The sequence below is a fragment of the Paenibacillus sp. 1SOY10 genome, assembly GCF_056836745.1.
In genome coordinates this window covers 459,493-485,637 of the sequence record NZ_JBXENK010000001.1, presented here as the reverse complement: position 1 = coordinate 485,637, position 26,145 = coordinate 459,493, and the positions used below count along the sequence as shown (strand labels likewise).

The following is a 26,145-nucleotide window of genomic DNA, read 5'->3' as shown; positions in this document are numbered from 1 at the left end:
TATTGATGAATGAGGGAGTGCAATCAATGAGCAAAATAGCTTTTGTTTTTCCCGGACAGGGGTCTCAAAGCGTAGGCATGGGTAAAGATTTGTATGACGCTCGGCCAGAGGCGCGTGAGCGCTTCGAACTGGCGGATAAGCAGCTTGGTTTTCCACTCAGCGAACTTATATTCGGTGGCCCGGAAGCGGAGCTGAAGCAAACTGCCAATACACAGCCTGCGTTGTTGACCACAAGCGTAGCTCTGGCCGAAGCCTTTGCTGCCAAAGGCCTGACACCCGATTATGTGGCGGGACATAGCTTGGGTGAATATAGCGCGTTGACTGTAGCCGGTGTCTTATCCTTCGAGGATGCGGTGTCCATCGTTCGCGCACGTGGTAAGTATATGGAGCAAGCCGTACCGGGAGGACAAGGAGCTATGGCTGCGGTTCTTGGCGGTGAACGTGAAGCGCTGGCCGCTTTATGTGCCGACATTACTGCAGGCGGCGCACTGGTTGAACTGGCCAATGTGAACTGCCCAGGGCAAATCGTGGTATCGGGCAGTAAGGAAGGCATCCAGCAGCTAGTGTCCCGTGTGAAAGAAATCGGGGCTAAACGAGCTATCCCTCTGGAGGTCAGTGGACCGTTTCATTCCTCGCTGATGAAATCGGCCGCAGAGCGATTGCAAGATCGGCTTGCCACTGCTACTTTTCATGATGCATCCGTTCCGGTAGTTGCTAACGTCACGGCTCGTCCTGTTCAGGATGGTGCCAAGATTGCGGAGTTGCTCGTACAACAGGTGTATTCCCCTGTATTATGGGAGGATACCGTCAACTGGCTGATTGCCCAAGGGGTGGATACGTTTGTCGAGATCGGCCCGGGCAGCGTGCTGACGGGACTGATCAAGAAGACCGACAAGTCGGTGCGGTTATTTAATGTAAATCATTTGGATAGCCTGGAACAAACGGCAGCGGCGCTAAAGTAAAAGCTGCAGCCATTCCAAGGCAGGCATCGCCGCAAAGGAGCCTTAGGCTTCATGAATGGCGTGCCGGATTTGTAGACTTCGGATTAACTAGGCGAAAGGAGATGGATTAATGAGCAAACCGCTTCAAGGGAAGACGGCTTTGGTCACGGGCGGCTCTCGTGGAATCGGCCGTAGCATTGCATTAGCATTGGCGGAAGCCGGGGCAGATGTAGTCGTCAACTATGCCGGGAACGAGGAGGCCGCAGCCCGCGTTGTTGCCGAAATCGAGGCGTTTGGCGTAAAAGCTTACGCTGCAAAAGCGCATGTTGGAAGCAATGAGCAGTTCGAGGGTATGGTTAAGTCCATGCTGGAAGCCTGGGGACGGATCGACATTCTGGTGAATAACGCAGGAATTACAAGAGATAATTTAATTATGCGGATGAAGGAAGAAGAGTTCGATCAGGTCATTGAGACGAACCTGAAGGGCGTGTTCAATGGCATTAAGGCCGTCACCCGTCCGATGATGAAGCAACGCTCGGGCCGGATTATCAACATTTCTTCGGTGGTTGGTGTGTTGGGTAACGCGGGTCAAGCCAACTACGTAGCGGCCAAAGCCGGAGTGATTGGTCTGACGAAAGCCTCCGCACGGGAGTTGGCTTCGCGCGGCATTACCGTGAACTGTATCGCCCCCGGATTTATCGAGACGGATATGACGGACGAGCTACCGGAAGAATACCGCCAGAAGCTGCTTGCCGACATCCCGCTGGCCCGTCTGGGACAGCCGGAAGAAATCGCGAATGCCGTATTATTCCTCGCCGGAGACAGCGCGTCCTATATGACTGGGCAAACCCTGCATGTGGATGGCGGAATGGTTATGTAAATCGCGTATTTGGCTTCTATGGCATTTTAACTTCAAATCTCTTATAATACCAAAGAGGAGGTGAACCGGATGTCCGATGTATTGGATCGCGTAAAACGCATTGTTGTGGATCGCCTTGGCGCAGATGAAGCCGAAGTGACACTTGAAGCGTCTTTCAAAGACGACTTGGGTGCGGATTCGCTTGACGTGGTTGAATTGGTCATGGAGCTCGAAGATGAATTCGATCTGGAAATTTCAGACGAAGATGCAGAGAAGATTACGACCGTAGGTGAAGTTGTAAACTACATACAATCTCATACCTAATGTCATTCCAAAGTCCCGTACCTCCTTCATAGCAGGCGGGACTTCTCCTCATCTTGAGGATCTGCGGATTTCATTATTGCATCCATGAATTTGTATAGTACACATAAGTCCAACGAGGTGAGTGTGTTTGAAGCATAGAGTAGTAGTTACAGGTATGGGAGTCGTTACGTCTCTCGGTAAGGATTTGGATACATTTTGGAACAACTTGCTAGAAGGGAAATCCGGCGTATCGTTAGTCGAAGCGTTTGATGTTAGTGATTACCCTACGAAAATTGCAGCCTCGGTGAAAGATTTCAATCCCGAGGATTATATCGAGCGCAAGGAAGCGCGGAAGATGGACCGATTTGTGCAATTTGCTGCAGCAGCGGCAAAGAATGCCATTGAGGATAGTGCGCTTAATATAGCCGAACAAGCTGACCCGGAACGGGTTGGGGTCATGATCGGTTCAGGCATCGGTGGTCTCGGAACCTTTGAAGATCAGCATAGTGCCTTGTTGGAGAAGGGGCCTAAGCGTGTTAGCCCATTCTTTATTCCTATGATGATTGCGAACATGGCCTCCGGGCATGTGTCCATTCTGCATGGAGCTAAGGGTCCGAACACAACTACGGTGACTGCGTGCGCGACCGGAACTCATTCCATTGGAGAGTCTTACCGGCTGATTCAGCGTGGTGATGCCGATGTGATGATTTGCGGCGGCGCGGAAGCAACGATCCGTCCAACGGGTATGGCAGGCTTCTGCTCCATGCGAGCCATGTCCACGCGCAATGACGAGCCGGAGAAGGCCAGTCGTCCGTTTGATACGGAGCGGGATGGCTTTGTCATGGGCGAGGGCGCTGGAGTGCTGATTCTGGAATCGCTCGAGCACGCGCAAAAACGTGGAGCTCAGATTTATGGAGAGGTTATCGGCTACGGTTTAAGCGCGGATGCGCACCATATGACGGAACCTGATCCAAACGGACCGGAGCGTTGCATGAACATGGCCATTCGTGATGCAGGTATTAAGCCAGAGCAAATTGATTACATCAACGCGCATGGCACCTCGACTCCTGTAGGAGACCGCTCGGAGACGACCGCGATCAAGAGAGCGCTTGGCGATCATGCTTACAAGGTAGCCATCAGCTCGACCAAGTCGATGACGGGTCATTTGCTGGGAGCTGCTGGCGGCGTAGAGGGCATTATTTGCGGACTAACGCTTAAGCATGGTGTTATTGCACCTACCATCAATTTGGAGCATCCTGATCCGGAATGCGATTTGGACTATGTTCCAAACGAAGCCAGACGGGCAGATGTTCAAGTGGCCATGTCGAATTCTTTTGGATTTGGCGGGCATAATGCCACAATTATTCTAAAGAAATACGAAGCATAAGGGGTTAGGTCCGGTGAATGGAGATCTGAAGCAGTTACAGCAAAAACTTGAACTGGTATTCCAAAATCGGCAGCTTCTGAAACAGGCCTTCACCCATGCATCATATGTGAACGAGCACCGTTTTAATCAATACGAGGACAACGAGCGCCTGGAGTTTCTGGGCGACGCTGTCCTCGAATTGACCGTTTCGGAGCACTTATATCGGTTATTTCCCGACCGTCCTGAGGGTGAATTGACCAAGTTGCGGGCCGCTATTGTATGCGAGCCGTCACTTGTTAAATTCGCCGAAAGCCTGGAATTCGGCCGGTATGTACTGCTCGGCAAGGGCGAGGAATTAACGGGGGGAAGAACGCGTCCGGCACTGCTTGCGGACGTGTTCGAATCCTTTATCGGTGCATTATACCTGGATCAAGGCCTGGAAGCGGCTACTGCGTTCCTTCATCGTTATGTTTTCCCTCAATTGTCTCTGGACGGCAAGCTGCAAACCAGCGACTTTAAGACGGAGCTTCAGGAACTGACGCAGCATCACGGCATGGGAACTCTGGAGTATCGTATCGTGGAAGAGCGAGGTCCTGCCCATGAACGGGAATTCGTCTCCGAGGTTTGCATGGAAGGCCGCGCGCTGGGCCGAGGCAACGGCAGATCTAAGAAAGAGGCCGAACAACAGGCGGCTGCCGTGGCGCTGGAGTTGCTTAAGAGCTCAGAGCTTGAGAGTTAAGATTAACGACTGTAAAGACCGTTTCGGGATGATGTACTCCATCGTCCGGGGCGGCCTTTTTACTTTTAGAGGTAGTTCAAAAAGTCAGCTTTTGATCACGAAGCGTCTTCTGTGAGTAGATTCGACGTCGAATCTTGAATTCAGCCGGGCCTTCCGTTGCTCACGTAGATCTATCTACGCTCCGCTACTCAGTCCCTGGCTTCATCCAAGCTTCTTGGTGCTGAAAAGCCGACTTTTTGAACCTGTATTATAAAGGTAGTTCAAAAAGTCAGCTTTTGATCACGAAGCGTCTTCTGGGAGTAGAACCGACATCGAATCTTGAACTCACCCGGTACTTCCGTTGCTCACGTACCCATGCTTTCGAAGTCGTTTTCTTACGAAAACGTGTAGCTGCGCTACTCAGTCCCTAGCTTCATCCAATCTTCTTGGTGCTGAAAAGCCGACTTTTTGAAACTCTTATTTATAAAGGTAGTTCAAAAAAAGTCAGCTTTTGAACACGAAACGGGCTAGGGAGTGGATTCTTACAATCAGGAGTTACCTCCTGGCCCCGGGCCTTACTGGATGCCTGTCCAGCAGGGCTTCCGGTATGATACAATACAGGTTAGAGGTGATAGTGAACGTATGTTTCTGAAACGGATAGAGCTAGCGGGCTTCAAATCCTTTGCCGACAAGACGGAGATGGAATTCGTACGCGGCATAACCGCCGTGGTTGGCCCGAACGGCAGCGGAAAAAGTAATATCTCCGATGGCATCCGCTGGGTGCTGGGAGAACAAAGCGCCAAGTCACTACGCGGCGGCAAAATGGAGGATATTATCTTCGCAGGGAGTGACGCGCGTAAAGCGGTCAACTTCAGTGAGGTGTCCTTGACGCTGGATAATAACGATCAGGCGCTGCCGCTTGATTTCAGCGAAGTTACGGTAACCCGCCGGGTTCACCGCAGCGGGGACAGCGAGTATTTTATCAACAAGCAGTCTTGCCGGTTGAAGGATATTACCGAGCTGTTCATGGATACCGGCATCGGGAAGGAAGCTTACTCTATCATCGGGCAGGGGCGAATTGAGGAAATTTTGAGTACGCGTTCGGAGGACCGCCGTGGTATTTTCGAAGAGGCTTCGGGAATCGTAAAATACAAGAGTCGCAAGCGTGATGCGCGTCGTAAGCTAGATGATACCGAACAAAATTTGCTGCGGATCAACGACCTTGTGGTGGAATTGGAAGACCAGATTGGACCGCTGAAGGAGCAGTCCGAGAAGGCACAGAGATATAAGGAATTGCGCGAACAGTTGAAAAATAAAGAGATCTCTCTCTACGTTCATCAAATCGAGCAAATCCACGAGACGTGGAGTGAGGCGAATGCCAAGCTGACCAAGCTCCAGGAAGAGCAGCTTGCTCTATCGACGGTCGTGTCAGCCCATGATGCCAGGCTGGAAAGTGACCGATTGGCGTTACGTCAGGTAGAGGATCAGATCGAGACACTGCAAAGACAACTTCTGGAGTACAGTGAGAGCTACGAGAAGAGTGAGGGCTATGGCGAGGTCTTGAAGGAAAGAGCTCGCAACCTGGCGCAAAACCGTGAGCAGCTTAGCCAATCCTTGGCGGTCAGCGAAGAACGTTATGCCCAGCGTTCACTGGAACTGGAGCAATTGACGGCTCAGTTCGCAGCGGCTGAAGAGCAACTGGGTATGCTTCGTACCGAGCTTGCTGCGGAAGAGGCGAAGCTCATCGGAGTGACCGGCGGAATCAGCCAGGCGCAGGAGGAAGGCTTGAAGGGCCAACTGCTGGATGTCATGAACCAGATGGCGCAATCTCGCAATGAAATCCATTACGCCGACCAGCAGAAAGAAGGCGTGAAGCGCCGGATGGAGCGTGCTGAGGAAGAAGGCGTGAAGTGGACGGATGAGCTTGATCGTCTGAAGGGACAAAAGGTAGAACTGGAAACGGTGCTGGCTAAGCTGGGTGAGGAAATTGCCGAGCTTCGCGGCCGCTACATACGCGAAAGCGAGCATAACCAGTCACTACAGAAGCTGGTCGAAGAGAGCCAGGGTGGCATCCGCAAGTGGGAGCAAAAACGTGAGGCTCTGGTGTCGCGCCGCGATACGATGAAAGAGATGGAGGACGACTACGACGGATTTGTGCTTGGGGTTAAGGAAGTTCTCAAGGCGTCCAAGAAGTCTGCGTTGTCCGGTGTACATGGCGCTGTTGCGGAATTGATTCGGGTGCCAGAGAAGCTGGAGACGGCGGTGGAAACGGCGCTTGGTGCCGCTATGCAGCATATCGTCATGGAGAACGAGGCTGTTTCGCGCCAAGCAATCGCTTTCCTGAAGCAACGGCAACTGGGCCGGGCAACCTTCCTGCCTTTGGATGTCATCCGTCCTCGTCAAATTTCTGCGGCTGACAAGCGCATCTTGGAGGAAGCGGCAGGCTTTGTTGGCATCGGGGCCGAACTGGTGGGCTATGAGCCGAGGTATGAGAGCGTCGTTGGCAGCTTGCTGGGGAATGTCGTATTTGCCAATGATCTGGAGCATGCGAACAAGATGGCAGCCAGGCTGCAATATCGCTTCCGCATTGTGACTCTGGAGGGCGATGTCGTCAACGCCGGTGGCTCGATGACCGGGGGGAGCCAGCATCGTAAGAACAATAATTTGCTGGGACGCAAGCGTCAACTTGATCAGCTTGCGGCAGACATCCGCGAAAGTGAAGAAATGCTGGACAAGCTGCGCAAGGGCCTGACGGATGTACGCAGCCAGCTTGGTAAGTCAGAGAACGAACTGGTCCGGCTGCGTGAAGCCGGAGACGCCAAGCGGGTGGAAGAGCAAGCATGTGCCGGGGACTTGAAGCAGGTGGAGCATGAATGGCGGCATGTGTCGGAGCAGTTTGAGTTGTACGGCCAGGAGAAGGGACATTACCTGAAGGAATTGGAGGACCTCGAAGCAACCAAGAAGGCGGCGCAAGAGCGGCTGGTAGACTTGGAGAAAGAGGAGATATCCGTTCAGCAGTCCATCCGGGCTGCCGAGTTCGCCCGCAAGGCAAGTGAGTCGGCCAAGGAAGAGCTGCAGGATGCCTTGACTGGACTTAAGGTGCGTGAGGGTAAGCTGGATCAGGAATGTCATTCCCTGCGAGAGCAATTACGCCGTTCCGAGTCCGAATTCAAGGTGCAGGAGCGGGAACTAACCCAGAACCGTACGATTTTGCAGTCTATCGAGGCGGATTTGGAGCAAAATGTACAGCAAGGTGTACAGCAACGTGAAGAATTAAATGATTATAAGCTGAAGAAGGAACGGACCAGTGAGCAGCTTGAATTGGAACGGGCTTCTCGTGCCGTCCTGGTCAAGAAGTTGGAGGACGGTGAAAGCGAGACAAAGGACCAGCGAGTTGCGCTGAAAGCTGTGGAGGATCAGTTGCGACAAACGGAGATTCAGGCGAATCGTCTGGATGTGGAGCTGGATAACATTTTGCGCAAGCTGTCTGAGGATTATGAACTTAGCTATGAATTGGCCAAGCAGCGTTATGCTGTGCCAGAGGATGTGCCACAGACTCAAGGCGAGGTTCGGGAGCTGAAACGGCAGATTACGATCCTCGGGGAAGTAAACCTTGGAGCTATCGATGAGTATAATCGTGTCTCCGAGCGCTATCAATTCCTTAGTGAACAGAAGGATGATCTTGTTGAGGCCAAGGCGACGCTTTATCAGGTCATTCGCGAGATGGATGAGGAGATGTCCAAGCGATTCAAAACTACCTTTGATGCCATCCGCCGGGAATTTGTTATTGTGTTCTCCAAGCTGTTCGGTGGTGGCCGGGCCGACTTGATTCTGGTCGATCCCGAGAATTTGCTGGATACTGGTATTGACGTAGTAGCACAGCCTCCAGGCAAGAAGCTGCAAAATCTGCAATTGCTGTCCGGTGGTGAACGTGCGCTGACGGCGATGGCGTTACTGTTTGCCATTTTACAAGTGAAGCCGGTGCCGTTCTGCGTGCTTGATGAAGTTGAAGCGGCGCTGGATGAAGCCAATGTCTCGCGGTTTGCTCAGTACTTACGCGAGTTCTCCGAGCAGACCCAGTTCATTGTGGTAACCCACCGCAAGGGGACGATGGAGGAAGCGGACGTGCTGTATGGCGTGACGATGGAGGAAGGCGGCGTGTCCAAGCTTGTCTCCGTCAAGTTGGAGGATGAAGAAACGGTTGAAATTGCTTAGCTTACATTTATTGGCTGGACAACCTAAGGAGGGCTAACCCTGCATGAGTTTTTTTAAGAAATTGAAGGACAGCATCGCTTCCAGAACGGAATCGGTGACGAAGCAGTTCAGAGATGGACTGGAGAAGAGCCGCAAGGGCTTCGTGGAGAAAGTAACGGAGCTGGTGACCCGGCGCAAGAAAATTGATGATGAATTTTTTGAAGAGCTGGAGGAAATCTTGATTGGTGCGGATGTCGGCGTTAATACCGTGCTGAAGTTGATTGATGAGCTACAGCAGGAGGTCAAGCAGCGGCGTATTGAGGCACCTGCCGAGCTGCAGCCGCTCCTGTCCGAGAAGCTGGTGGATTTGCTACGCGGGGATGAAGATAGCGAAATGCATCTAAGCTCTGATGGCATCAGTGTGATTTTATTTGTAGGCGTCAATGGTGTCGGCAAGACAACGACCATCGGGAAGCTGGCCCATTACTACAAGCAACAGGGCAAGAAGGTAATTCTGGCTGCAGGGGATACTTTCCGGGCGGGTGCCATTGAGCAATTGAAAGTGTGGGGCGACCGGGTAGGGGTGGACGTCATTCGGCAGCAGTCCGGGTCCGATCCAGCGGCGGTGATGTTCGACGCGGTTCAGGCAGCCAAGCAGCGTGGAGCGGATATTTTACTCTGCGATACGGCAGGCCGCTTGCAGAACAAATCCAATCTGATGGAAGAACTGAACAAAATCTTTCGGGTTATTCAGCGGGAAATTCCCGGCGCTCCTCATGAGGTGCTGATGGTGCTGGATGCAACGACTGGGCAAAACGCTTTGAGCCAGGCTAAGCTATTTGGAGAGAAAAGTGGTGTGACCGGACTGGTGCTGACCAAACTGGACGGTACGGCAAAAGGCGGTATTGTCATTGCCATTCGTCAGGAGCTGAGTCTGCCTGTGAAGTTCGTGGGCCTTGGTGAGAAGGTCGAGGATTTGCAGCCGTTTGATTCGGAGCAATTTGTCCATGGCTTGTTTGCCGGACTGATTGCGGAAGAGGAAGAGTCAGAAGAAGCTTGATTCGGTCATTGGGGTAACAAAAAGGGTGACTTTACCGTATATTATAGATATGAGCCTAGATCAATAACATGGCAAGAGGAAAGGAGGCGGAGCGAGATGGCCAATACGCATTCGTTTAACCGCAGGGAAGAAGTGGCTAACGCCATTACTCACGGCATTGGGGCATTGCTAAGTGTAGCTGGGCTGGTGCTGCTGATCGTATTCTCAAGCCTTAAGGGGACGGCATGGCATATTGTCAGCTTTACCATTTACGGGGCCAGCATGTTGCTGCTCTATATGTGCTCCACGCTGGTGCATAGCTTTAAGGAAGGACGGGTCAAGGATTTGTTTGAGATTTTTGACCATTCCTCTATCTACATTTACATTGCCGGTACGTATACCCCATTTTTGCTAGTAGCAGTTCGCGGCCCCTTGGGCTGGAGTTTGTTCGGGATTGTATGGGGGATTGCGCTGGCGGGTGTCATATTTAAAGCCTTCTTCGTGAAGCGATTCCTGGTCCTGTCAACGGTGTTCTACCTGATCATGGGCTGGTTAATCGTGATTGCATGGGGGCCGCTCACCGCTGCTATACCTTTTCAGGGAATGGCTTTACTGGTAGCGGGTGGCATTGCGTATAGTCTGGGCACGATTTTTTATGTGTGGCGTGGCTTCCCTTACCATCATGCCATCTGGCATTTGTTCGTCCTCGCCGGAAGTGTTACCCACTTCTTTGCGATTTTGCTGTATTTGCTGCCGCACTAAGCGAGAAGAACCGCTTATCTAAGGGCTGGAATTGTTCGTGATTTAGCGAGCAGTTTGCCTTTGGAGAGCGGTTTTTGCTATTGTTTGAGACGCCTTCCAACCGAGAAAAATTTCCATACCAAGATGTTAAGGGAAAATACTTGACATCTTTTTCGGGTTTCTGTATTATAGGTGGAGTTGATGCGCTGTAAAGTGTTTTTCCTTGACGGAGGGAGTGCCCATATGAGTCAGGAGAATAGGCTTGAGAAAACGAATCGGATCAACCTTTTGTTCGACTTCTATGAAGCGTTGCTGACTGAGAAGCAGCAGACGTTCTTGAAATATTATTTCCTCGATGATTTCTCGCTGGGGGAAATTGCCGCGGAATTCGAGATTAGCCGTCAGGCCGTCTATGAGCATATCAAACGTGCCGAAGGCATGCTTGAGACGTATGAGGAGAAGCTGGGACTGCTGAAGAAGCATGAGCTTCAGAGCGGTGTGTTAGCCAGGTTACAGCAAATTATTGAAGACAGTGCGATGTCTTCTGTACATAAGGAACAGGCAGGAAATTTGCTTCGCGAGGCGGAGCAATTGTAAGATGGAGCTATGAGCGGAATTGTTACGAATGGAGGTGACGATATATGGCATTCGAAGGTTTGACAAGCCGATTGCAAAACGTGTTCAGCAAGCTGCGGGGCAAAGGGAAGGTATCCGAAGATGATGTAAATGCAGCGATGCGCGAAGTGCGCCTGGCCTTGCTGGAAGCGGACGTCAACTTTAAAGTCGTGAAGGAGTTCATTGCCAAGGTCAAGGAGAAAGCGGTTGGCAAGGAAGTGATGGATAGCTTCACGCCAGGCATGGTAATCATCGATATCGTCAACAAAGAGTTGACGGAGTTGATGGGGGGAAGCCAAGCCAAGCTGGCTCGCAGCAATCGTCCACCCACGGTAATTATGATGGCGGGCTTGCAGGGTGCCGGTAAGACGACGACCTCTGCCAAGCTGGCCAAGCTATTGCTTAAGGACAACCATCGTCCCCTGCTCGTGGCGGGAGATATTTACCGTCCGGCTGCTATCAAGCAGTTGCAGGTACTAGGGGAACAGATCAAGGTACCGGTCTTCGCATTGCCGGAAGGTAACAGTCCGGTAGAGATTGCGCGTCAGGCGTTGCAGCACGCCAAGGACAACGGCAATGATTACTTGCTGATTGATACCGCTGGTCGTCTGCATATTGATGAGGAATTGATGGAGGAGCTACGGCAAATCCATGAGATTACTCAGCCGGACGAAGTGTTGCTCGTGGTCGATGCCATGACAGGGCAAGATGCGGTTAACGTGGCGGAGAGCTTCAATCAACAGCTTAGTCTTAGCGGGGTTGTCTTGACCAAGCTGGATGGCGATACTCGTGGTGGTGCGGCCTTATCCGTTAAAGCGGTGACTGGCTGTCCGATCAAGTTCGTGGCTTTGGGTGAGAAGATGGATGCCCTGGAGCCGTTCCATCCGGAACGTATGGCTTCGCGGATTCTTGGTATGGGTGACATGCTGTCGCTGATTGAGAAGGCTCAGGCTGGCATTGATGCGGATAAAGCCAAGGAAATGGAACGGAAGATGCGTAACGCGGAATTTACGTTCGACGATTTCCTGGAGCAGATGGAGCAGGTCAAGAAGCTTGGCCCGATTGATCAGATCATGGATATGATCCCGGGCATGGGCAACATGAAGCAGATGAAGGATGTCAAGGTCGATGAGAAGCAGATGGGCCGGGTAGAGGCGATTGTGCATTCCATGACCAAGGAAGAGAAGCAAAATCCTGATATGATTAATCATAGCCGACGTAAACGCATTGCCGCTGGTAGTGGAACGGTATTGGCGGACGTCAATCGACTGATCAAGCAGTTTGACGAGATGCGGCGGATGATGAAGCAGTTCTCCAGTATGATGGGGCCCAAGGGCAAGGGGAACAAAATGATGAAGCAGCTTGGCAAAGCTGGTGGCAAGGGTATGAGGTTTCCTTTCCGGTAAAGGCTTGTGAAGGGAAATGTAATTATACATGAAAGTGAATTCTTTAAAGGAGGTGAATTTCGTGGCAGTTCGTATTCGTTTGAAACGTATTGGTGCTCATAAAGCTCCTTTCTACCGTATCGTGGTATCGGATTCCCGTTCCCCGCGTGACGGCCGTTTTATCGAGGAGATTGGTTACTATAACCCGGTTGCACAACCAGCAGTAGTGAACATCGATGAAGATAAAGCATTGAAGTGGCTTCAAGATGGTGCGCAAGCATCTGATACCGTTCGCAACTTGCTTAGCAATGCAGGCGTGATGAAGAAATTCCATGAGCTTAGACAGCAGAAATAATTGCTGATTCGGAGGGTCGTATATGGAACAATTAGTCGGCGTTATTGCGAAGGCTCTTGCTGATCATCCGGACGATGTCCGTGTGGAGGTCGTGGAGAAGGAGCATCTGATTGTCTATGAATTGTCCGTGCATCCTGATGATGTAGGGAAGGTCATTGGCAAGCAGGGAAGAATCGCCAAGGCGCTCCGCACGGTTGTGGCATCGGCAGCCGTGAAGATGGATAAACGGGTGACCGTCGATATTCTATCTTAAAGAACTTTTTGATCATTCAAAAAGATATACGAAAGCGGGTTAGGATGTTTGTCCTAGCCCTTTTTCGTACATGCTGAAACATGAAATGACGGTTACATGATTAGGGAGGGTATTATGTCTGATTCTTTATTGTCTGTAGGTAAAATTGTAAATACACATGGGATTCGTGGCGAGCTGAAGGTGTTATTGCAAACGGATTTCCCTGAGGTGCGGTTCGCGCCAAAACGGCGTCTGATTATGGTGCACCCTGAGACGGGGGAGCAGTCTACGGTAGTAGTGCAGTCAGCGCGGCCGTATAAGCAAATGTATATCGTGCAATTTGCCGAATTTTCCAATATTAACGAGGTAGAGAAGTACAAGGGATATGAACTGAAGGTATCCAAGTCCGAGACCGTCGAGCTGCCGGAGAATGAATATTATTTCCATGAAATTATAGGTTGCCGGGTTGTCAGTGACGAGAATGAGGATCTGGGTGAAATTATAGAGATCTTGCGGCCAGGGGCCAATGATGTCTGGGTAGTAAAGCTACCGTCAGGCAAGCAATTGCTGTTGCCAGTCATTGATGATGTGGTCCTGGACGTTAGCATTAAGGACAAGCTGGTCCGGGTTCACGTGATGGAAGGATTGCTGTAACATGCGGGTGGATGTATTGACCTTGTTCCCCGAGATGTTTGCCGGCGTATTTGGCAGCAGCATTCTTGGCAAAGCGCAGGAGAAGGGGATCATCTCCTTGAATGCAGTCAATTTTCGCGATTACGCCGGGAACAAGCACGGCACGGTGGACGACACGCCTTATGGCGGCGGTGGGGGCATGGTGCTCAAGCCTGAGCCGATCTTCCGGGCTGTGGAGGCTTTGTTGGGTGAGGAGAGTCAGAGTACGGCAGAGGGAAGCGAAAAGACATCTATAGGCCAAGCGGGAGTTGAAGCAGGTGGGTCTGTGGACCGGCCCCGCATTATTTTGATGTGTCCCCAGGGGGAGACCTTCACACAGCAAAAAGCCGAGGAATTGGCGCGGGAAGAGCATCTGGTGTTCATCTGCGGACATTATGAGGGATATGATGAACGGATTCGTGAGCACCTGGTGACTGACGAGATCTCCATTGGCGATTATGTACTGACGGGTGGAGAACTACCGGCTATGGTTGTCATTGATAGCGTAGCCCGGCTGCTGCCGGGGGTGCTGGGCAATGAAATGAGCGCCGTCACGGATTCATTCAGCACCGGGTTGCTGGAATATCCGCACTATACGCGGCCTGTTGATTTTCGCGGCTGGCAGGTTCCGGATATCCTGCTTAGCGGGCATCATGCCAATGTCGCCGATTGGCGACGGAAGGAAGCACTTCGTCGCACCTGGGAACGCCGTCCTGATTTGCTTGAGGGAGTGGAGCTCTCTGCGAAGGAGCAGAAGTGGCTGGAGGAGCTTCAGCGGGAAGCTAATTAATCTTGTAGCGCGGAGACCGGGAAAATGAGTGTCATCATTCTGCTTGCTGTTGCATATCATGCAAAGTTGGGTAATAAAACAATGCATGATCTTAAGGCAGCAAGGAGGAAATGGAATATGGATTTGGAACACATGTACGAACCAGACGAGAAGCAGATGACGCCAGATGGCGAAGGGTTGCACGGAGGCGACGGGGCGGGCCTGCAAAAGGAATCTCGGGAGCCTGACCAACAACTGCTGACCGTAGATGACATTATTAGCTTCTATAGCCAAGGGCATTAGCCTGAAATAAATACAAGCACCCAGCAGACCAGAAATGCACAGCATGAATACTTGAAGCTAGATTGATAGGGTATGGAGCGTGTGCAATAAAAAGAGCAAGTTCGGTATTTAGTAGATCCGAAAGCATCGGAAGCGATTTTCTTTTCCATAGGGGAAAGGGGATCGCTTTTTTGTGTTGTTAGATGTTATCTTCAATGGCTATGAGCGAGGTGAAAGCTTACAAGATTCAGTTTCAACCTGAAGAATGGTTATTTCCAGGTCAACGTTCCGGGCGCCATGTGACGGAGCGTACTGTCTGTCCAGAAGGTTTTTGAAAATGCAAGAAGACGGGCAGGAATAGTTAAGAAGGTAAGTGTTCACTCGTTGCGTCATTCATTTGCAACTCATTTGCTTGAGGGCGGAACCGACCTCCGCTAAATTCAGGAACTGCTAAGTCATCAGAGCGTTCGAACCACTCAACGATATACACATGTCAGCACAAAAAACATACGGCGTATTCACAGCCCGTTTGATCGGTTGGAGCTGAAGGATGGAGAGTAGCACTGGATAAAATATACTTCGTCTATTCCTCTATATGGATTATACTTGAAGAAGATCGGAGAATTACCGATATGTGGAATATATACGAAGTTCAGATAAAAGACGTTATATGACATACTTACAAGTACTATTTTAAGAATAGATAGTAATAAATCAAGAATGTTTGACTACCTTTAAAACATTGAGGAGGAGTAATTCAAATGAATCATGGTCATCATCAATATACAGAATTGAATTCCATTTTTTATCCTCATGATATCACAGGTTCCGACAAAGATTTGATTGGCGATAGTTCAAAGACAACTTGTCTATTTTGCGGCAAAAGTCAGCCAGAGGTAACTTTTAAGAAGGAAGCACATGTGATTCCAGCGGGGCTCGGGAATAGGACTCTCTATTATCTAAATGAGTGTGATGATTGTAATAATCAATTTAGTTACTATGAGAATGAACTAGTCAACTATTTAGCATTTGACAGGATATTTATAGGCGCTCGGAAGCGACCAGGATCCGGTACTCCAAAGTACAAGCCGATAAATAAGCAATCATTTCTGAAAATGAATCCTGAAAGTAATAGCCTTAACATTAATATTGATCAGCAAGAAGGTATTTTTGAAATCGAAGAAAAAGATGGACAGAAAGTTATGACCTTCAAAATCAATAATCCTCCACCTTATAGACCTTTGGATGTCTGCAAATGTTTAGCTCATATGGGGTGGGCGCTATTAGAAGATGAAGATAAAAAAATAGTATCGTATGTTCCAGATTGGCTTTTAGGGGAAATTGATATTTTTCCGCTTTACATGGACACTGCTTTTGTTAAAGGTAATGGATATGCACATGTAATCTTGGAGGTTTTCAAAACTGTAAACGGGTTATCGAGTAACTACCCTTACTTGATTCGCTTTACTTATGGAACGAAGATTATATCTTTTTATTTACCTGCAACACCAAACATTACAGATTCACCGATTAGATTTTCTTATTGTCCTCACATTCCAAAAGACGTGACTGTTAATCCAACTACGTGGACTATTCCTTCCGATGAAAGGATATACCCAGAAAATATTATTTATACATGGGGCTATCGAGATAAAGATTCTATTACAGAAATTAAAGATGAAAAATAAGCAGTAAATTAATGAATGTAGTTCAAAAAAGTAAGTACGTCATATAACATAATATTCACGCTGCGGACATTCGTCCTTGGTCTGGCATTCGCCAGACACCCGACATACGTCGGGTCGTGAATACGGGAACGTTATCTGAAATTCATGTTAGGAGCTGATTAAATAATGATACACGACTACTTACAATATCCAACTAAAGAGCAGTGGATAGAGATAGAAGAAAATTCGAAAATAAATTCCTTATATTTAGAAGTAAAACGACCAGAAATAAATGACCTTTTTGCTATGTTTGCAGAACAAGAATTAGCTAGTTGGATCATATTATTTAATAATAGACTTGGTCAGTCGAGAATGAGTTATATCTTTTTTAAACACTATTACAATAAAGGTATTCCTGATGAAGAGTGGTACATATCACCGGGTAAAGATGGACAATCGGTTCAATACTTCCCTCATTTTAAGAAAGACGAAAACAATTAACTACAAAGTGATGTTTGATTACTACGTCGATGCTTTCTATTACAAATTTTTCTCTGCATGGGATACTATTTTTCATATCATAAATGTCCAATATCAATTTGATGTAGAGAAAGATAAAGATTTTAATCGAAACATATTAACCAACTTAAATAGTGTTAACCCAGTTTTAAAGAAACAGTTTAGTAAAACTAATTACTCTAAGGCATTTAAAAAATCAAGAATACTTAGAAACGATATCACACATAATTTTGCTCCAAATGATATTAGTTCTGGAATAAGTAAGAAGAAAGAAGATGGGCAATTGAAAGAGATAAGTTTTGGCGTTGGAAGTTATACGCCGTCAAGTGAATTTGTTCAAAACATAGATGAAGTAATAGAAGAGTTTATTAAATTTTTAAGGGTATTTAAGAGAGGGCTTGAAAGTAGTCCAAAGAAGCCATGAACTTCAGATAACATAATATTCACGCTACGGACATTCGTCCTTGGTCTGGCATTCGCCAGACACTCGACATGCGTCGAGTCGTGAATACAGGAACGTTAGACGACATGCATTAATAAATGAAAAAGGTGAATAGATGCGAATTATTGAAATTAGCAGTTTTAATGACTTTATTGACAACTTTTGCAACCCATATTATGAAGACGAAAAGGCATATCGAGGTGTCTCAAATTCTGACTATCAGTTAATTCCTTCCTTGGGGAGACTCACTCATTTTGATAGTGATCTTTTATTGGATTACGAATTGCGTGTTATGGATGAATTTAAAAGAAGAGGACTGCCATACATCAATGAATTACCAAGCAGTGAATGGGACTGGATGTTCCTCGCGCAACATCATGGATTACCTACTAGGTTATTAGATTGGACATCAAACCCATTAGTTGCACTTTATTTTGCGGTTAGTAGTAATCCTAATAATGATTTTGCGATTTATAATGGATTTTTTGAGAGACTCTATCAAAGCAGCAATAATCAAATGGAGCTATCTTTTAATAACGGAGAAAAAATTGTCTATTCAAATCCTTACAATATAAAGGGCGTTTATACAGTATATCCGAATCACAAACATGCTAGGTATATTAATCAATCTGGCTTTTTTACAATACAAGAGAATCCGATCGAACCGTTAACAAATGATATAACTATAAAATTTGTATTTAAAAAAGAATTAAAGAAGAAATTTAAAATGATATTAGAATCGTTTGGAATTACAAAGTTTTATCTCTTCCCTAGTTTAGATGAACTTGTTAATGAAATAAGAGATAAATGGGAAAACCTTTAGAGAAATTAGTAATAATATATTGGTCTACTCGAAGAAGAATACACGACGTCTAACACCCTGTTCACGCAACGTCGCATCCGCTCCTCGGTCCAGCAGAAGTTGAGAAGCATGGAAGTGTAATCAGCCGGACAACCCTGCAAGCCTAAGTCTAACGACCCGTTCCCGCTGGTCACTTAAGGCTTTCGGGCTCGTGAACAAAAAACGTTAGGCGAAAGTAATGCAAACTCAATATTAAAGGTGATGCGATGATGCCAGAAGAATTAATTGAAATAATACAATCAATACAGGATCGACAAGTTTGATTAGTTCGGTTGGCTGGGAATTCATTAATTATATATTGTGATTGCGAACCAGGTGACCTGAACCAAGGAATTAGTATTTGGTTAGAGCCGACATGGCATTTTAAGAATACAGAACGAGTGATTACCGGATCAAGAGAAGCTCAAGCCGAAGATAAAGTAGAACATTCCAATATCATAGAACAATTACAAACTCTATATTTTAAGACAATAAAGAAGTTATCTATAGAACCAATAACGAATGACGTAGTAATCGAAATAGATGAAGGGAATATATTAAAAACATTTGTATCAGATCCGAATGATGAGGAGTCATGGCAGATTAGAAACTTTAATAACGGCCTAAGAATTATAGGAAACCCAAGGGCTATACAAATTATTAAAGACCTGCTGTAAGTAATTTCAATGATGGCATTACCATCGCCTAACACCGTATTCACGCTGCGGGCCATGTGGCCCTTGGTCAGCAGAGGATTTTCGAAGAAGCGGACTCAGCAGACAACCCTGCACTGGCTAAGGGGGCTAATGCCCCTTAAGCCAGTGCAGAGTTCGTGAATAAAAGAACGTTAGACGACATAAAAACATGGAGAGATTATGGGAAGAAAGCCTATTAATGAAGTATGCCATATATGTGGAACAACCGGGCCTTTAACATTTGAACATATCCTTCCAAGAGGAGCATGTAACGATAGACCAATTATTAGTGCAGTATTTGAGGACATTTTTGAGAAAGGACCTGATCAAAAAATTAATGGTCGAATTCAACAGAAAGGTTCAGGTGCATATACACTATGCGCAAGTTGTAATAATGATACAGGTACTTGGTATGCAAATGATTTTATTGAATGGACTTATCAAGCTCTTATCTTGAATGATAAATCTAATGGAGATGGATCAATTTATTATCCATTTCATGTCTTCCCGAATAGAGTAATTAAACAAATTTTAACTATGTTTTTTTCTACGAATGGGGAAAAATTTGCTCAAAAGAATCCTGATTTAGTTAGGTTTGTTTTGAATCGAGAACATAAATATATTCAACCTTCAATAAGGATCTTTGCCTACTTGGTTGAAGGAGCTAAATTTAAACAGACAGGCGTCGCGGTATTAGGCTCTTCATCTAGCAAAGAAGTTATAGTGATGAGTGAAATTTCGTTTTCGCCAGTAGGCTATATCATGACAATTAATTCTAACCCCCCTGATTCGAGATTAGTTGAGATAACTCACTTCTCAAAATATGGATACAATGAATTCGATACTATTTTTTTAAAGCTTCATCGGTTACCTATTCATCTCTATTTCCCTGGCGATTATCGAAGTAAGGATGAGATTATGAGAGACTACAACTACAATATTGAAGACTAACCAAGAAGCTTGTTACATCGTCTAACATAATATTCAAGCTGCGGCTCCTTTGGAGCCTTGGTCTGCTGGATGAATTTTGTGGAAGCGTTTCAGCAGACACATCCGACTTCGTCGGACGTCTTGAATACAGAAACGTTAGCTGAAATCAGATTAAAGAAGGAGACGTATATGATTATTAACTCTTTAAAAGCGGCTGCCAAAAAAATGATGATAGATTTTGAAGACGTGTCTTCTCAGATAGAACATAAAGGTGAGCGCGGAACTAGTAGAGAAGAAATATTCTCTACATATTTTCGTAAGTACATCCCTCTGAAATACGAGTTTTCAAGAGGGGCAATAATAGATTTGAGTGGTAGGCAAAGCAAACAGCAAGACCTTATTATTCATGATACTTTAAGTAGCCCCATCCTTATGAATATGGATAGTACAAAAATAATACCTATTGAAAGTGTATTCGCAACAATAGAAATTAAATCATCCCTAAACAAAAGTAGACTCAATGAGTGCGTAGAAAATATCAAAAGTGTTAGAGGCTTACCAAAGTACCCCATAACTCCATTTGTATCGCCCACAGCAGGATTTGTATTTGCTTATACATCTGATACAAGCTTAGAAACACTTTTAGATAACTTAGTTGATTTAAACCTACAGGTAGATTCAGATCATCAAATTTCAGTTGTTTGTGCACTTGATAAGGGGATGATTGTAAATGTAGATAGACAAGGTTTGGACAAGATAGAATTACTTCCTTCAGTCAATACAACTAAAGCTATTATTGAAAATTCAATAGAAAATAACCTCATTATATTTTATTTGATTTTAATGCAGTTTCTAAATTCCACTGCAATAACACCTCCAGATTTATTAAAATATGTTGAGAAAGAAGATCTAGCTAAAATCCAATATTCTATCCCGAAAAAGCATGTACCTTTGGATGGTACATACAATTTTGATGGGCAAGAAATAAGTATGCAGGCGGTTACAACTCTTATTGATGATATGGATAGATTTAAACGGATTCAAACAAAAAGGGCTTCATCTACAGAAATCATGGAATATTTCAGTGATAATTTTGATTCAATCTTGTCTATGGGTAAATTTTCATCAAATAGTATATTTAATTTTTTTGGAAAGGACTATTTTATAGGACAACTTAAAATAGCTTTCGAACTGTATAAAAAGATAAAGAATGGTGAAAAGATTACAGATCAAGAAAACGAATATTGTAGAGAAATTGAAAAAGACTTATTTAAGCAGTATCAAGCAGAGTCTGACATCAGCTAACACCGTATTCACGCATCAGGGCTTTCGCCCCTCGGTTGCCAGATGTATAATCATGGAAGAAGCTCACACAACAAACGACCCAGCCTAAGATAAGAGCTATCTAAGGCTGGGTCGTTTCGTGAATACAAAACGTTAGATGAAATCGACAAGACATAATTATATTAGGGGGTCACTTCAATGAAGTACGATAAAGAAACAATTAGTGCGTTTTCGAAAAACCCATTAGGAATTATTTCTTTATTTTTATTTCTGATATACGGTGTTGCAGCATTAGTTGTTGGAACGGGTTCATTTGATGTTTTTTCACAGAGAGTGTTAATATTTTTTATTGTAATATATCCACTTATAGTATTAGCGGTCTTCGCAAAGCTAGTCATTAGCCATCACGCTAAGTTGTATGCTCCGACTGATTATAGAGATGATAGTAACTTCTTAAAGGTAATACAGAGCCCAATAAATAATGACTTGGAAGAAATTGAACGGAAAAGAAATAACGTTATTAGTGAAGTGGTTATGACAATCAGGGATGAAAAATCAATTGATAAGATGAAGAATGAAATTACTAAAGCTTTTATTAAATCAATGGTCGTCACTAATACTCCAAATATATTATTTGCGATTGCACACTCGATTAACAACAATACAAAAATCACGCCTGACCCAGAGTTTGGGCATCCACAATTGATTATTAGAGATGAAGTAATTGCAACATATGTTAGTGATTACTTGATTAAAGAGTTAGAAGACTTGCATAACAAAGGAATTATTAATCTTCAAAATACTGATCCAATTTATTTTAGGGTAACTGATTTTGCTAAACCTTTTATAATGGAAATAGCAATGGAATTGAGAGAAAATGAAAGTAATATATTTGAAAGATTAATGGAAAAAGTACAATAACATAAAGTCTTAAGTGCATATTTGAGTCTGCTCGAGATGTCGTCGACATCATCTAACATCATATCCGCACCAACTAACCGCATCGCGGCCGGCTCCTGGCGGAGCCTTAAGTCAGTGGGACGTCGTAGATACGGGAACGTTATATGAAGTCAACGGGAGGAAAGTAAATGAGTTCAAGCTTCATTTCAGAGCGTAGTGCTGAATATATCTTAGTACCCCAATTCTGTGAACTTTTAAATTTGACCTACAAAAAAGTAACACCTATATACTTCTGGAGCACAAGAGAAGGTGCTTCTCATTCGAAAGCTTCATTTAAGAATAATAAAGTATTAATTGTGGCTTTGTATGCGAGAAGACCCAAAGTCCCAAACATAAATTCTGAATATATTGAATTGAAGTTTAATGAAGAGTTATTTTCGCGTTCAACATATTTAAATGATAACGGTATCCCTGTTTTTGCTGGGGCACCATTGGTAACGATTTTGGATGATTTTTATATTGGTGCCCCATGCAAATGGTTTAATATAATGCCAGCCAAGTTATACGGTGATGAGTACTTCTATATTAGAAAGACTGGTGAAGCAGAAAAATCAGTAAAAAACGTTAAAGTTGTTTCTACTTCTGAAATAATTGAAATTATTCAGAATTCGGCGAAGAAACATACTTGGGAAACTGCAATAAATATTATTAGAAATAATAAAGATAACAATCGTATTTCTAGATGGTTTATCAGCGGGGGATATAAACCAGTATATTTTATCTTGGATATTTCATAGAAGAGTTGACCTTCATATAACACCATGTTCACGCATCGTCGCATCCGCTCCTCGGTCCGGCAGAAGTTGAGAAGCCAGGAAGCGGATTCAGCCAGACAACCCTGCAAGGCTAAGTGGCGGAGCCACCCGGCAAGGATCAATCGCTACGCTTTGATTGATGGGCATCTTAAGCCTTTCGGGCTCGTGAACAAAAAACGTTATACGAACATGAAATTCGACGGAAGAACAAGGATAGGGGAAAGAACGGAGAGAACGGGAAGTGGATTCACGTGAATCTTTGATTGGAAGTGTAGAAGCGCCAATAAGGAACGTTTCCATTCGGAAACTGATCCATGAATAAGGAATGCGGATTGACTGAAAGGGAAGGTGCGCTTCCATACGGAAGCAGACGGGATGTGAGTTTGCGGGAGCAAGCAGAGAAGCCCGGCGATTTCACGACATATAATAGAATATTCACGCGGTGAGCCATACGGCTCTGGCAGTCGCCAGACACTCGACATGCGTCGAGTCGTGAATACGGGAACGTTAAACGAAATCATCAAAGAAGGAGAAGGATTAAGCATGTTTAAGGACAGGGTATATATTTCACCAAGATACTATCTTGAAGATTATTTAGCATTGAATTTATCTTTAACAAGTGATGAGCAGACCTGGCAGCGAGCAATAAACATATTTTCAGATCGAATTGAAGGAAGATTTCTACTTCTGATACAAGAATATTCTGATAACATAACGGCAAATTATAGATACATTGATTATAGTTTTAGCACAATGGCATTATGTAGTTTGCTTATTGAAACGCTTCATCAGTTTTATAATGGGCTTGACGTTACAGTTTTTAGAGGACATAAAGAAGCATTTGTCCGATTTTTGACTAGAAGTAATTATTTCGGGAGGCATTTTACACGAAGAACAGCCGGTTTTTTTTATTCAGATATTAGAAATGGAATATTGCATCAAGCACAGACAAAAAGAAATACTCAGCTTACTTTTGATCAGGAAAATATGATTATCGAAATCGAAAACGGAATTAGTTTAGATGTAATTAAATTTAAAGATGAATTGCTTCATGAATACCAAGAATATTTAGAGAGACTCAATAACGATAGTAATCATGAACTGAGAGAAAACTTTATAAAAAAAATGGATTATACTACAAAAAGAATTTAGTAATGTAGGTACTCAAAGCAATGACTTCGTTTAACAATATATTCACGCTGCGGACATACGTCCTTGGTTCGGCATTCGCCGGACACCTGACATACGTCGGGTCGTGAATACAGGAACGTTAGATGAAATTCAAGTGAGGAGTAATGAAATGCTAGAAATTATAAAAGATCAAGATGTTTTACAAGTAAAAATTTTTAGCAGTAACGATATTCCTTTTAATCACATACTAGATAAGTTGAAAGTTATGATTCCTAAAGAAGAGCGAAAATGGAGTCCGACAGAAAAATGTTGGTTACTTTCCTCTAAATATCTAGATCAACTGAATGACTTGAACGAAGCTATTAGTGCTGGAGATTTAAGCATAGATAAAGAAGAAATAATTTTAGAAATTCAAATGTCTGGACTAAGGGATATTGAGTCTTTACCAAGGTCTATGAAAGAAAGAGCGAAGTGGACTATTAAACATTTGATTGAAGATACTGAGGAAGTTGAAAAACAGTTTTCTATTTCTCGTAGTGAATGGGGCGTTTTTAATCCAGTTGATAATTTATGGTATTTTGAATCTGGACGATATAGTAAATCCTCTCCACAAGAGCATGATAAAACCGTAATCAAAAGGGCGTACAAAAATTTAGAATATGCAAGAGTTAATGGACACCGAGCATTTGAATTCTCAGAAATGATGGATTTTAAATTTAAATTTAGGCAACTGATTTTGGAAAAATACGATTATGAATGTTTTATTTGTGGAGTACCTGAATACATTAAAAAACTGAACATGCATAGAGTAATTCCAGGGAAAAATGGTGGCGAGTATGTTGAAGAAAACGTAGTTTTAGTTTGTCCAAAACATCACAGGGTAGTTGAGGGATGGTCATGGGAACAAATTCATCAACTGAAAGCTAATTCGTAAGAAACTTGAACATCACCTAACATATATTCACGCTGCGGACATATGCCCTTGGCCCGGCATTCGCCGGACACTCGACATGCGTCGAGCCGTGAATACAGTAACGTTATAGGAATCAATGCAAAACAAATATCGGAATAATACATAGAGATTGAGTAACTATTAATTTTGGTTATCGAGATAACTAATTGGAGGCTTGCCCATGGAGATTGCAAATGAAGTAATCGAAAGTATGTTGGTTAAGTTTAACTCCGAGAGGAAATGGACGCTACAAGCGATTGCACAATTGTCTGAGGAAGATTTAACATGGGTGCCTAACTCTGAAAGTAATAGTATCACTAATTTAGTTGCTCATATTCGTGGTTGTGTTCATTCCAGAATAGAAACAATCTTTTATGATATTCCAGACACTAGGGACAGAGAAAAGGAGTTTGAACATGGACTCCAATATTCTAAAGAGCAAGTTTACAACATGACAAAAGAAGCATTTGATATAATCATTCTCTATCTCGAACACCTCAAATCCAACCCTGAATTGTTGTTATCACAACCGTTTATCAATCGTCCACCTCTCACATATAGCCAGGTAAACAATGAGACAACGGTTCTTAATCTTATGATAGCAATGATTAGAGAAATGCATTATCACACCGGACAAATAATATATGCCGCAAAGATTAGAAAGGGACAACTTGTATGGCATTATGACTAATATAAAGGTGCCTGAATGTGAAGGTGTTACGAAGAAGGTACTGACATCCTATAACATCATATCTACGCTGCGGGCCGTCCGGTCCTTGGTTCGCAAAATGTGAGAAGCGAAGAGGTCGATTTAGCTCACAGCCCTGTGAGGCTAAGTCCGTCGGACCCGGCGCGTTCGCGCCTTAAGCTTCACGGGTTTATAGATACAGGAACATTAGACGAAACTACTGAAGATATAATTTTAAACCCATGAAAGGAGCAACTATGAAACTTGATCGAATAAATCATCTATGTTTTTTAGTTTCGAATCTTAACCAATCGATTTTATTTTATGAGCAAGCCTTCGAAGCCAAACTGTTAGTGGTAGGTCGAAAGCTTGCTTATTTTGATTTGAATGGCTTATGGATAGCACTAAATGAAGAAGAGAATATACCTAGGAATGAAATTAAAGATTCATACACTCATATCGCTTTCTCTATAGCAGAAGAAGATTACGAGGCTTGGAAAGAAAAATTGGAGAAACAAAATGTCAAAATACTTGAAGGAAGGATGAGAGATACTGAGGATAAGAAATCGATCTATTTTGAAGATCCGGATGGACACAAATTTGAATTACACACAGGACAGCTAGAAGATAGAATGAGACATTATAGAAAGACTAAAACACATATGAAATTCTGTTTGTAAGTAGAACAGCGTATCTTCGTATAACAAAGTGTTCACGCATCGGGCATCCGGCTCTTGGTTCGGCAGAGGCATTTCGAGGGAGCGGGGGTAATCGGACAACTCTGTACTGGCTAAATCCGTCGGACCCGGC

At 44.7% G+C, this 26,145-nt stretch carries 29 protein-coding genes; all 29 read left to right on the top strand.

Annotated features, from left to right (window positions below; translation table 11 throughout):
- Positions 1–26: 26 nt before the first annotated feature.
- The 29 genes from fabD (at position 27) to fosB (ending at position 26,015) form a co-directional block, all read left to right on the top strand.
- Positions 27–962, top strand: coding sequence for an ACP S-malonyltransferase (gene fabD / locus AC1VOR_RS02270; RefSeq protein WP_482615599.1), 936 nt, complete (start codon positions 27–29; stop codon positions 960–962).
- Between the two features lie 109 nt (positions 963–1,071).
- Positions 1,072–1,821 (top strand): 3-oxoacyl-ACP reductase FabG, encoded by a 750-nt coding sequence (gene fabG, locus AC1VOR_RS02265; protein WP_482615598.1) that lies wholly within the window; start codon positions 1,072–1,074, stop codon positions 1,819–1,821.
- A 69-nt stretch (positions 1,822–1,890) separates the two neighbouring features.
- Positions 1,891–2,124, top strand: coding sequence for an acyl carrier protein (gene acpP, locus AC1VOR_RS02260; protein ID WP_018750834.1), 234 nt, complete (start codon positions 1,891–1,893; stop codon positions 2,122–2,124).
- A gap of 127 nt (positions 2,125–2,251) precedes the next feature.
- On the top strand, positions 2,252–3,490 hold the full coding sequence (gene fabF / locus AC1VOR_RS02255) for a beta-ketoacyl-ACP synthase II (RefSeq protein WP_482615597.1): 1,239 nt from the start codon (positions 2,252–2,254) through the stop codon (positions 3,488–3,490).
- 13 nt (positions 3,491–3,503) lie between these two features.
- Positions 3,504–4,208 carry a ribonuclease III gene (gene rnc, locus AC1VOR_RS02250; RefSeq protein ID WP_059053665.1) on the top strand — a complete coding sequence of 235 codons (705 nt, stop codon included), beginning with the start codon at positions 3,504–3,506 and terminating at the stop codon, positions 4,206–4,208.
- Between the two features lie 621 nt (positions 4,209–4,829).
- Positions 4,830–8,402, top strand: a complete 3,573-nt coding sequence (gene smc / locus AC1VOR_RS02245) for a chromosome segregation protein SMC (RefSeq protein WP_482615595.1) — start codon at positions 4,830–4,832, stop codon at positions 8,400–8,402.
- Positions 8,403–8,445: 43 nt separating this feature from the next.
- A complete protein-coding gene (gene ftsY, locus AC1VOR_RS02240) occupies positions 8,446–9,441 on the top strand; it encodes a signal recognition particle-docking protein FtsY (RefSeq protein WP_482615594.1) in 996 nt (331 codons plus the stop codon).
- 96 nt (positions 9,442–9,537) lie between these two features.
- Positions 9,538–10,182 carry a PAQR family membrane homeostasis protein TrhA gene (gene trhA, locus AC1VOR_RS02235; RefSeq protein WP_482615592.1) on the top strand — a complete coding sequence of 215 codons (645 nt, stop codon included), beginning with the start codon at positions 9,538–9,540 and terminating at the stop codon, positions 10,180–10,182.
- Positions 10,183–10,404: 222 nt separating this feature from the next.
- On the top strand, positions 10,405–10,758 hold the full coding sequence (locus AC1VOR_RS02230; protein ID WP_059053658.1) for a putative DNA-binding protein: 354 nt from the start codon (positions 10,405–10,407) through the stop codon (positions 10,756–10,758).
- A gap of 44 nt (positions 10,759–10,802) precedes the next feature.
- On the top strand, positions 10,803–12,182 hold the full coding sequence (ffh, locus tag AC1VOR_RS02225) for a signal recognition particle protein (RefSeq protein WP_482615590.1): 1,380 nt from the start codon (positions 10,803–10,805) through the stop codon (positions 12,180–12,182).
- A 61-nt stretch (positions 12,183–12,243) separates the two neighbouring features.
- Positions 12,244–12,516 (top strand): 30S ribosomal protein S16, encoded by a 273-nt coding sequence (rpsP, locus tag AC1VOR_RS02220; RefSeq protein ID WP_059053653.1) that lies wholly within the window; start codon positions 12,244–12,246, stop codon positions 12,514–12,516.
- 22 nt (positions 12,517–12,538) lie between these two features.
- Positions 12,539–12,769, top strand: coding sequence for a KH domain-containing protein (locus AC1VOR_RS02215; RefSeq protein WP_482615588.1), 231 nt, complete (start codon positions 12,539–12,541; stop codon positions 12,767–12,769).
- A gap of 114 nt (positions 12,770–12,883) precedes the next feature.
- Positions 12,884–13,402, top strand: a complete 519-nt coding sequence (gene rimM / locus AC1VOR_RS02210; RefSeq protein ID WP_059053650.1) for a ribosome maturation factor RimM — start codon at positions 12,884–12,886, stop codon at positions 13,400–13,402.
- A gap of 1 nt (position 13,403) precedes the next feature.
- Positions 13,404–14,210, top strand: coding sequence for a tRNA (guanosine(37)-N1)-methyltransferase TrmD (gene trmD, locus AC1VOR_RS02205; RefSeq protein WP_482615586.1), 807 nt, complete (start codon positions 13,404–13,406; stop codon positions 14,208–14,210).
- A gap of 117 nt (positions 14,211–14,327) precedes the next feature.
- On the top strand, positions 14,328–14,492 hold the full coding sequence (locus AC1VOR_RS02200) for a hypothetical protein (protein WP_482615584.1): 165 nt from the start codon (positions 14,328–14,330) through the stop codon (positions 14,490–14,492).
- Positions 14,493–14,783: 291 nt separating this feature from the next.
- Positions 14,784–14,909, top strand: coding sequence for a tyrosine-type recombinase/integrase (locus AC1VOR_RS02195; protein ID WP_482616378.1), 126 nt, complete (start codon positions 14,784–14,786; stop codon positions 14,907–14,909).
- Between the two features lie 323 nt (positions 14,910–15,232).
- Complete coding sequence (locus tag AC1VOR_RS02190) at positions 15,233–16,159, top strand: HNH endonuclease (protein WP_482615582.1); 927 nt, start codon at positions 15,233–15,235, stop codon at positions 16,157–16,159.
- 165 nt (positions 16,160–16,324) lie between these two features.
- Positions 16,325–16,639, top strand: a complete 315-nt coding sequence (locus AC1VOR_RS02185; RefSeq protein WP_482615580.1) for a hypothetical protein — start codon at positions 16,325–16,327, stop codon at positions 16,637–16,639.
- A gap of 10 nt (positions 16,640–16,649) precedes the next feature.
- Positions 16,650–17,081, top strand: a complete 432-nt coding sequence (locus AC1VOR_RS02180; protein ID WP_482615578.1) for a Cthe_2314 family HEPN domain-containing protein — start codon at positions 16,650–16,652, stop codon at positions 17,079–17,081.
- A gap of 133 nt (positions 17,082–17,214) precedes the next feature.
- Positions 17,215–17,922, top strand: coding sequence for an FRG domain-containing protein (locus tag AC1VOR_RS02175; protein ID WP_482615576.1), 708 nt, complete (start codon positions 17,215–17,217; stop codon positions 17,920–17,922).
- 419 nt (positions 17,923–18,341) lie between these two features.
- Positions 18,342–18,617, top strand: coding sequence for a hypothetical protein (locus AC1VOR_RS02170; protein ID WP_482615575.1), 276 nt, complete (start codon positions 18,342–18,344; stop codon positions 18,615–18,617).
- A gap of 198 nt (positions 18,618–18,815) precedes the next feature.
- The gene (locus AC1VOR_RS02165; protein WP_482615573.1) at positions 18,816–19,586 is read left to right on the top strand and encodes a hypothetical protein; all 771 of its coding nucleotides are present in this window, start codon (positions 18,816–18,818) and stop codon (positions 19,584–19,586) included.
- A 168-nt stretch (positions 19,587–19,754) separates the two neighbouring features.
- Positions 19,755–20,870 (top strand): DUF6602 domain-containing protein, encoded by a 1,116-nt coding sequence (locus tag AC1VOR_RS02160; protein ID WP_482615572.1) that lies wholly within the window; start codon positions 19,755–19,757, stop codon positions 20,868–20,870.
- 177 nt (positions 20,871–21,047) lie between these two features.
- Positions 21,048–21,770 (top strand): hypothetical protein, encoded by a 723-nt coding sequence (locus AC1VOR_RS02155; RefSeq protein ID WP_482615571.1) that lies wholly within the window; start codon positions 21,048–21,050, stop codon positions 21,768–21,770.
- Positions 21,771–21,937: 167 nt separating this feature from the next.
- A complete protein-coding gene (locus AC1VOR_RS02150; protein WP_482615570.1) occupies positions 21,938–22,546 on the top strand; it encodes a hypothetical protein in 609 nt (202 codons plus the stop codon).
- Between the two features lie 561 nt (positions 22,547–23,107).
- Positions 23,108–23,716, top strand: a complete 609-nt coding sequence (locus tag AC1VOR_RS02145) for a hypothetical protein (RefSeq protein ID WP_482615569.1) — start codon at positions 23,108–23,110, stop codon at positions 23,714–23,716.
- A 148-nt stretch (positions 23,717–23,864) separates the two neighbouring features.
- Complete coding sequence (locus AC1VOR_RS02140; protein WP_482615567.1) at positions 23,865–24,629, top strand: HNH endonuclease; 765 nt, start codon at positions 23,865–23,867, stop codon at positions 24,627–24,629.
- A gap of 199 nt (positions 24,630–24,828) precedes the next feature.
- Complete coding sequence (locus tag AC1VOR_RS02135; RefSeq protein ID WP_482615565.1) at positions 24,829–25,338, top strand: DinB family protein; 510 nt, start codon at positions 24,829–24,831, stop codon at positions 25,336–25,338.
- Positions 25,339–25,592: 254 nt separating this feature from the next.
- Positions 25,593–26,015, top strand: coding sequence for a metallothiol transferase FosB (gene fosB, locus AC1VOR_RS02130; protein WP_482615563.1), 423 nt, complete (start codon positions 25,593–25,595; stop codon positions 26,013–26,015).
- The last annotated feature ends 130 nt before the right edge of the window (positions 26,016–26,145 follow it).

Coding starts and splice junctions, on each gene's coding strand:
- AC1VOR_RS02215 (WP_482615588.1), top strand. CDS start 12,539: ATGGAACAATTAGTCGGCGTTATTGCGAAGGCTCTTGCTGATCATCCG.
- fabD (WP_482615599.1), top strand. CDS start 27: ATGAGCAAAATAGCTTTTGTTTTTCCCGGACAGGGGTCTCAAAGCGTA.
- fosB (WP_482615563.1), top strand. CDS start 25,593: ATGAAACTTGATCGAATAAATCATCTATGTTTTTTAGTTTCGAATCTT.
- AC1VOR_RS02230 (WP_059053658.1), top strand. CDS start 10,405: ATGAGTCAGGAGAATAGGCTTGAGAAAACGAATCGGATCAACCTTTTG.
- rimM (WP_059053650.1), top strand. CDS start 12,884: ATGTCTGATTCTTTATTGTCTGTAGGTAAAATTGTAAATACACATGGG.
- AC1VOR_RS02160 (WP_482615572.1), top strand. CDS start 19,755: ATGATTATTAACTCTTTAAAAGCGGCTGCCAAAAAAATGATGATAGAT.
- AC1VOR_RS02140 (WP_482615567.1), top strand. CDS start 23,865: ATGCTAGAAATTATAAAAGATCAAGATGTTTTACAAGTAAAAATTTTT.
- trhA (WP_482615592.1), top strand. CDS start 9,538: ATGGCCAATACGCATTCGTTTAACCGCAGGGAAGAAGTGGCTAACGCC.
- fabG (WP_482615598.1), top strand. CDS start 1,072: ATGAGCAAACCGCTTCAAGGGAAGACGGCTTTGGTCACGGGCGGCTCT.
- AC1VOR_RS02200 (WP_482615584.1), top strand. CDS start 14,328: ATGGATTTGGAACACATGTACGAACCAGACGAGAAGCAGATGACGCCA.
- ftsY (WP_482615594.1), top strand. CDS start 8,446: ATGAGTTTTTTTAAGAAATTGAAGGACAGCATCGCTTCCAGAACGGAA.
- AC1VOR_RS02135 (WP_482615565.1), top strand. CDS start 24,829: ATGGAGATTGCAAATGAAGTAATCGAAAGTATGTTGGTTAAGTTTAAC.
- AC1VOR_RS02185 (WP_482615580.1), top strand. CDS start 16,325: ATGATACACGACTACTTACAATATCCAACTAAAGAGCAGTGGATAGAG.
- ffh (WP_482615590.1), top strand. CDS start 10,803: ATGGCATTCGAAGGTTTGACAAGCCGATTGCAAAACGTGTTCAGCAAG.
- acpP (WP_018750834.1), top strand. CDS start 1,891: ATGTCCGATGTATTGGATCGCGTAAAACGCATTGTTGTGGATCGCCTT.
- AC1VOR_RS02150 (WP_482615570.1), top strand. CDS start 21,938: ATGAGTTCAAGCTTCATTTCAGAGCGTAGTGCTGAATATATCTTAGTA.
- AC1VOR_RS02175 (WP_482615576.1), top strand. CDS start 17,215: ATGCGAATTATTGAAATTAGCAGTTTTAATGACTTTATTGACAACTTT.
- trmD (WP_482615586.1), top strand. CDS start 13,404: ATGCGGGTGGATGTATTGACCTTGTTCCCCGAGATGTTTGCCGGCGTA.
- AC1VOR_RS02145 (WP_482615569.1), top strand. CDS start 23,108: ATGTTTAAGGACAGGGTATATATTTCACCAAGATACTATCTTGAAGAT.
- smc (WP_482615595.1), top strand. CDS start 4,830: ATGTTTCTGAAACGGATAGAGCTAGCGGGCTTCAAATCCTTTGCCGAC.
- AC1VOR_RS02165 (WP_482615573.1), top strand. CDS start 18,816: ATGGGAAGAAAGCCTATTAATGAAGTATGCCATATATGTGGAACAACC.
- AC1VOR_RS02155 (WP_482615571.1), top strand. CDS start 21,048: ATGAAGTACGATAAAGAAACAATTAGTGCGTTTTCGAAAAACCCATTA.
- AC1VOR_RS02180 (WP_482615578.1), top strand. CDS start 16,650: ATGTTTGATTACTACGTCGATGCTTTCTATTACAAATTTTTCTCTGCA.
- AC1VOR_RS02190 (WP_482615582.1), top strand. CDS start 15,233: ATGAATCATGGTCATCATCAATATACAGAATTGAATTCCATTTTTTAT.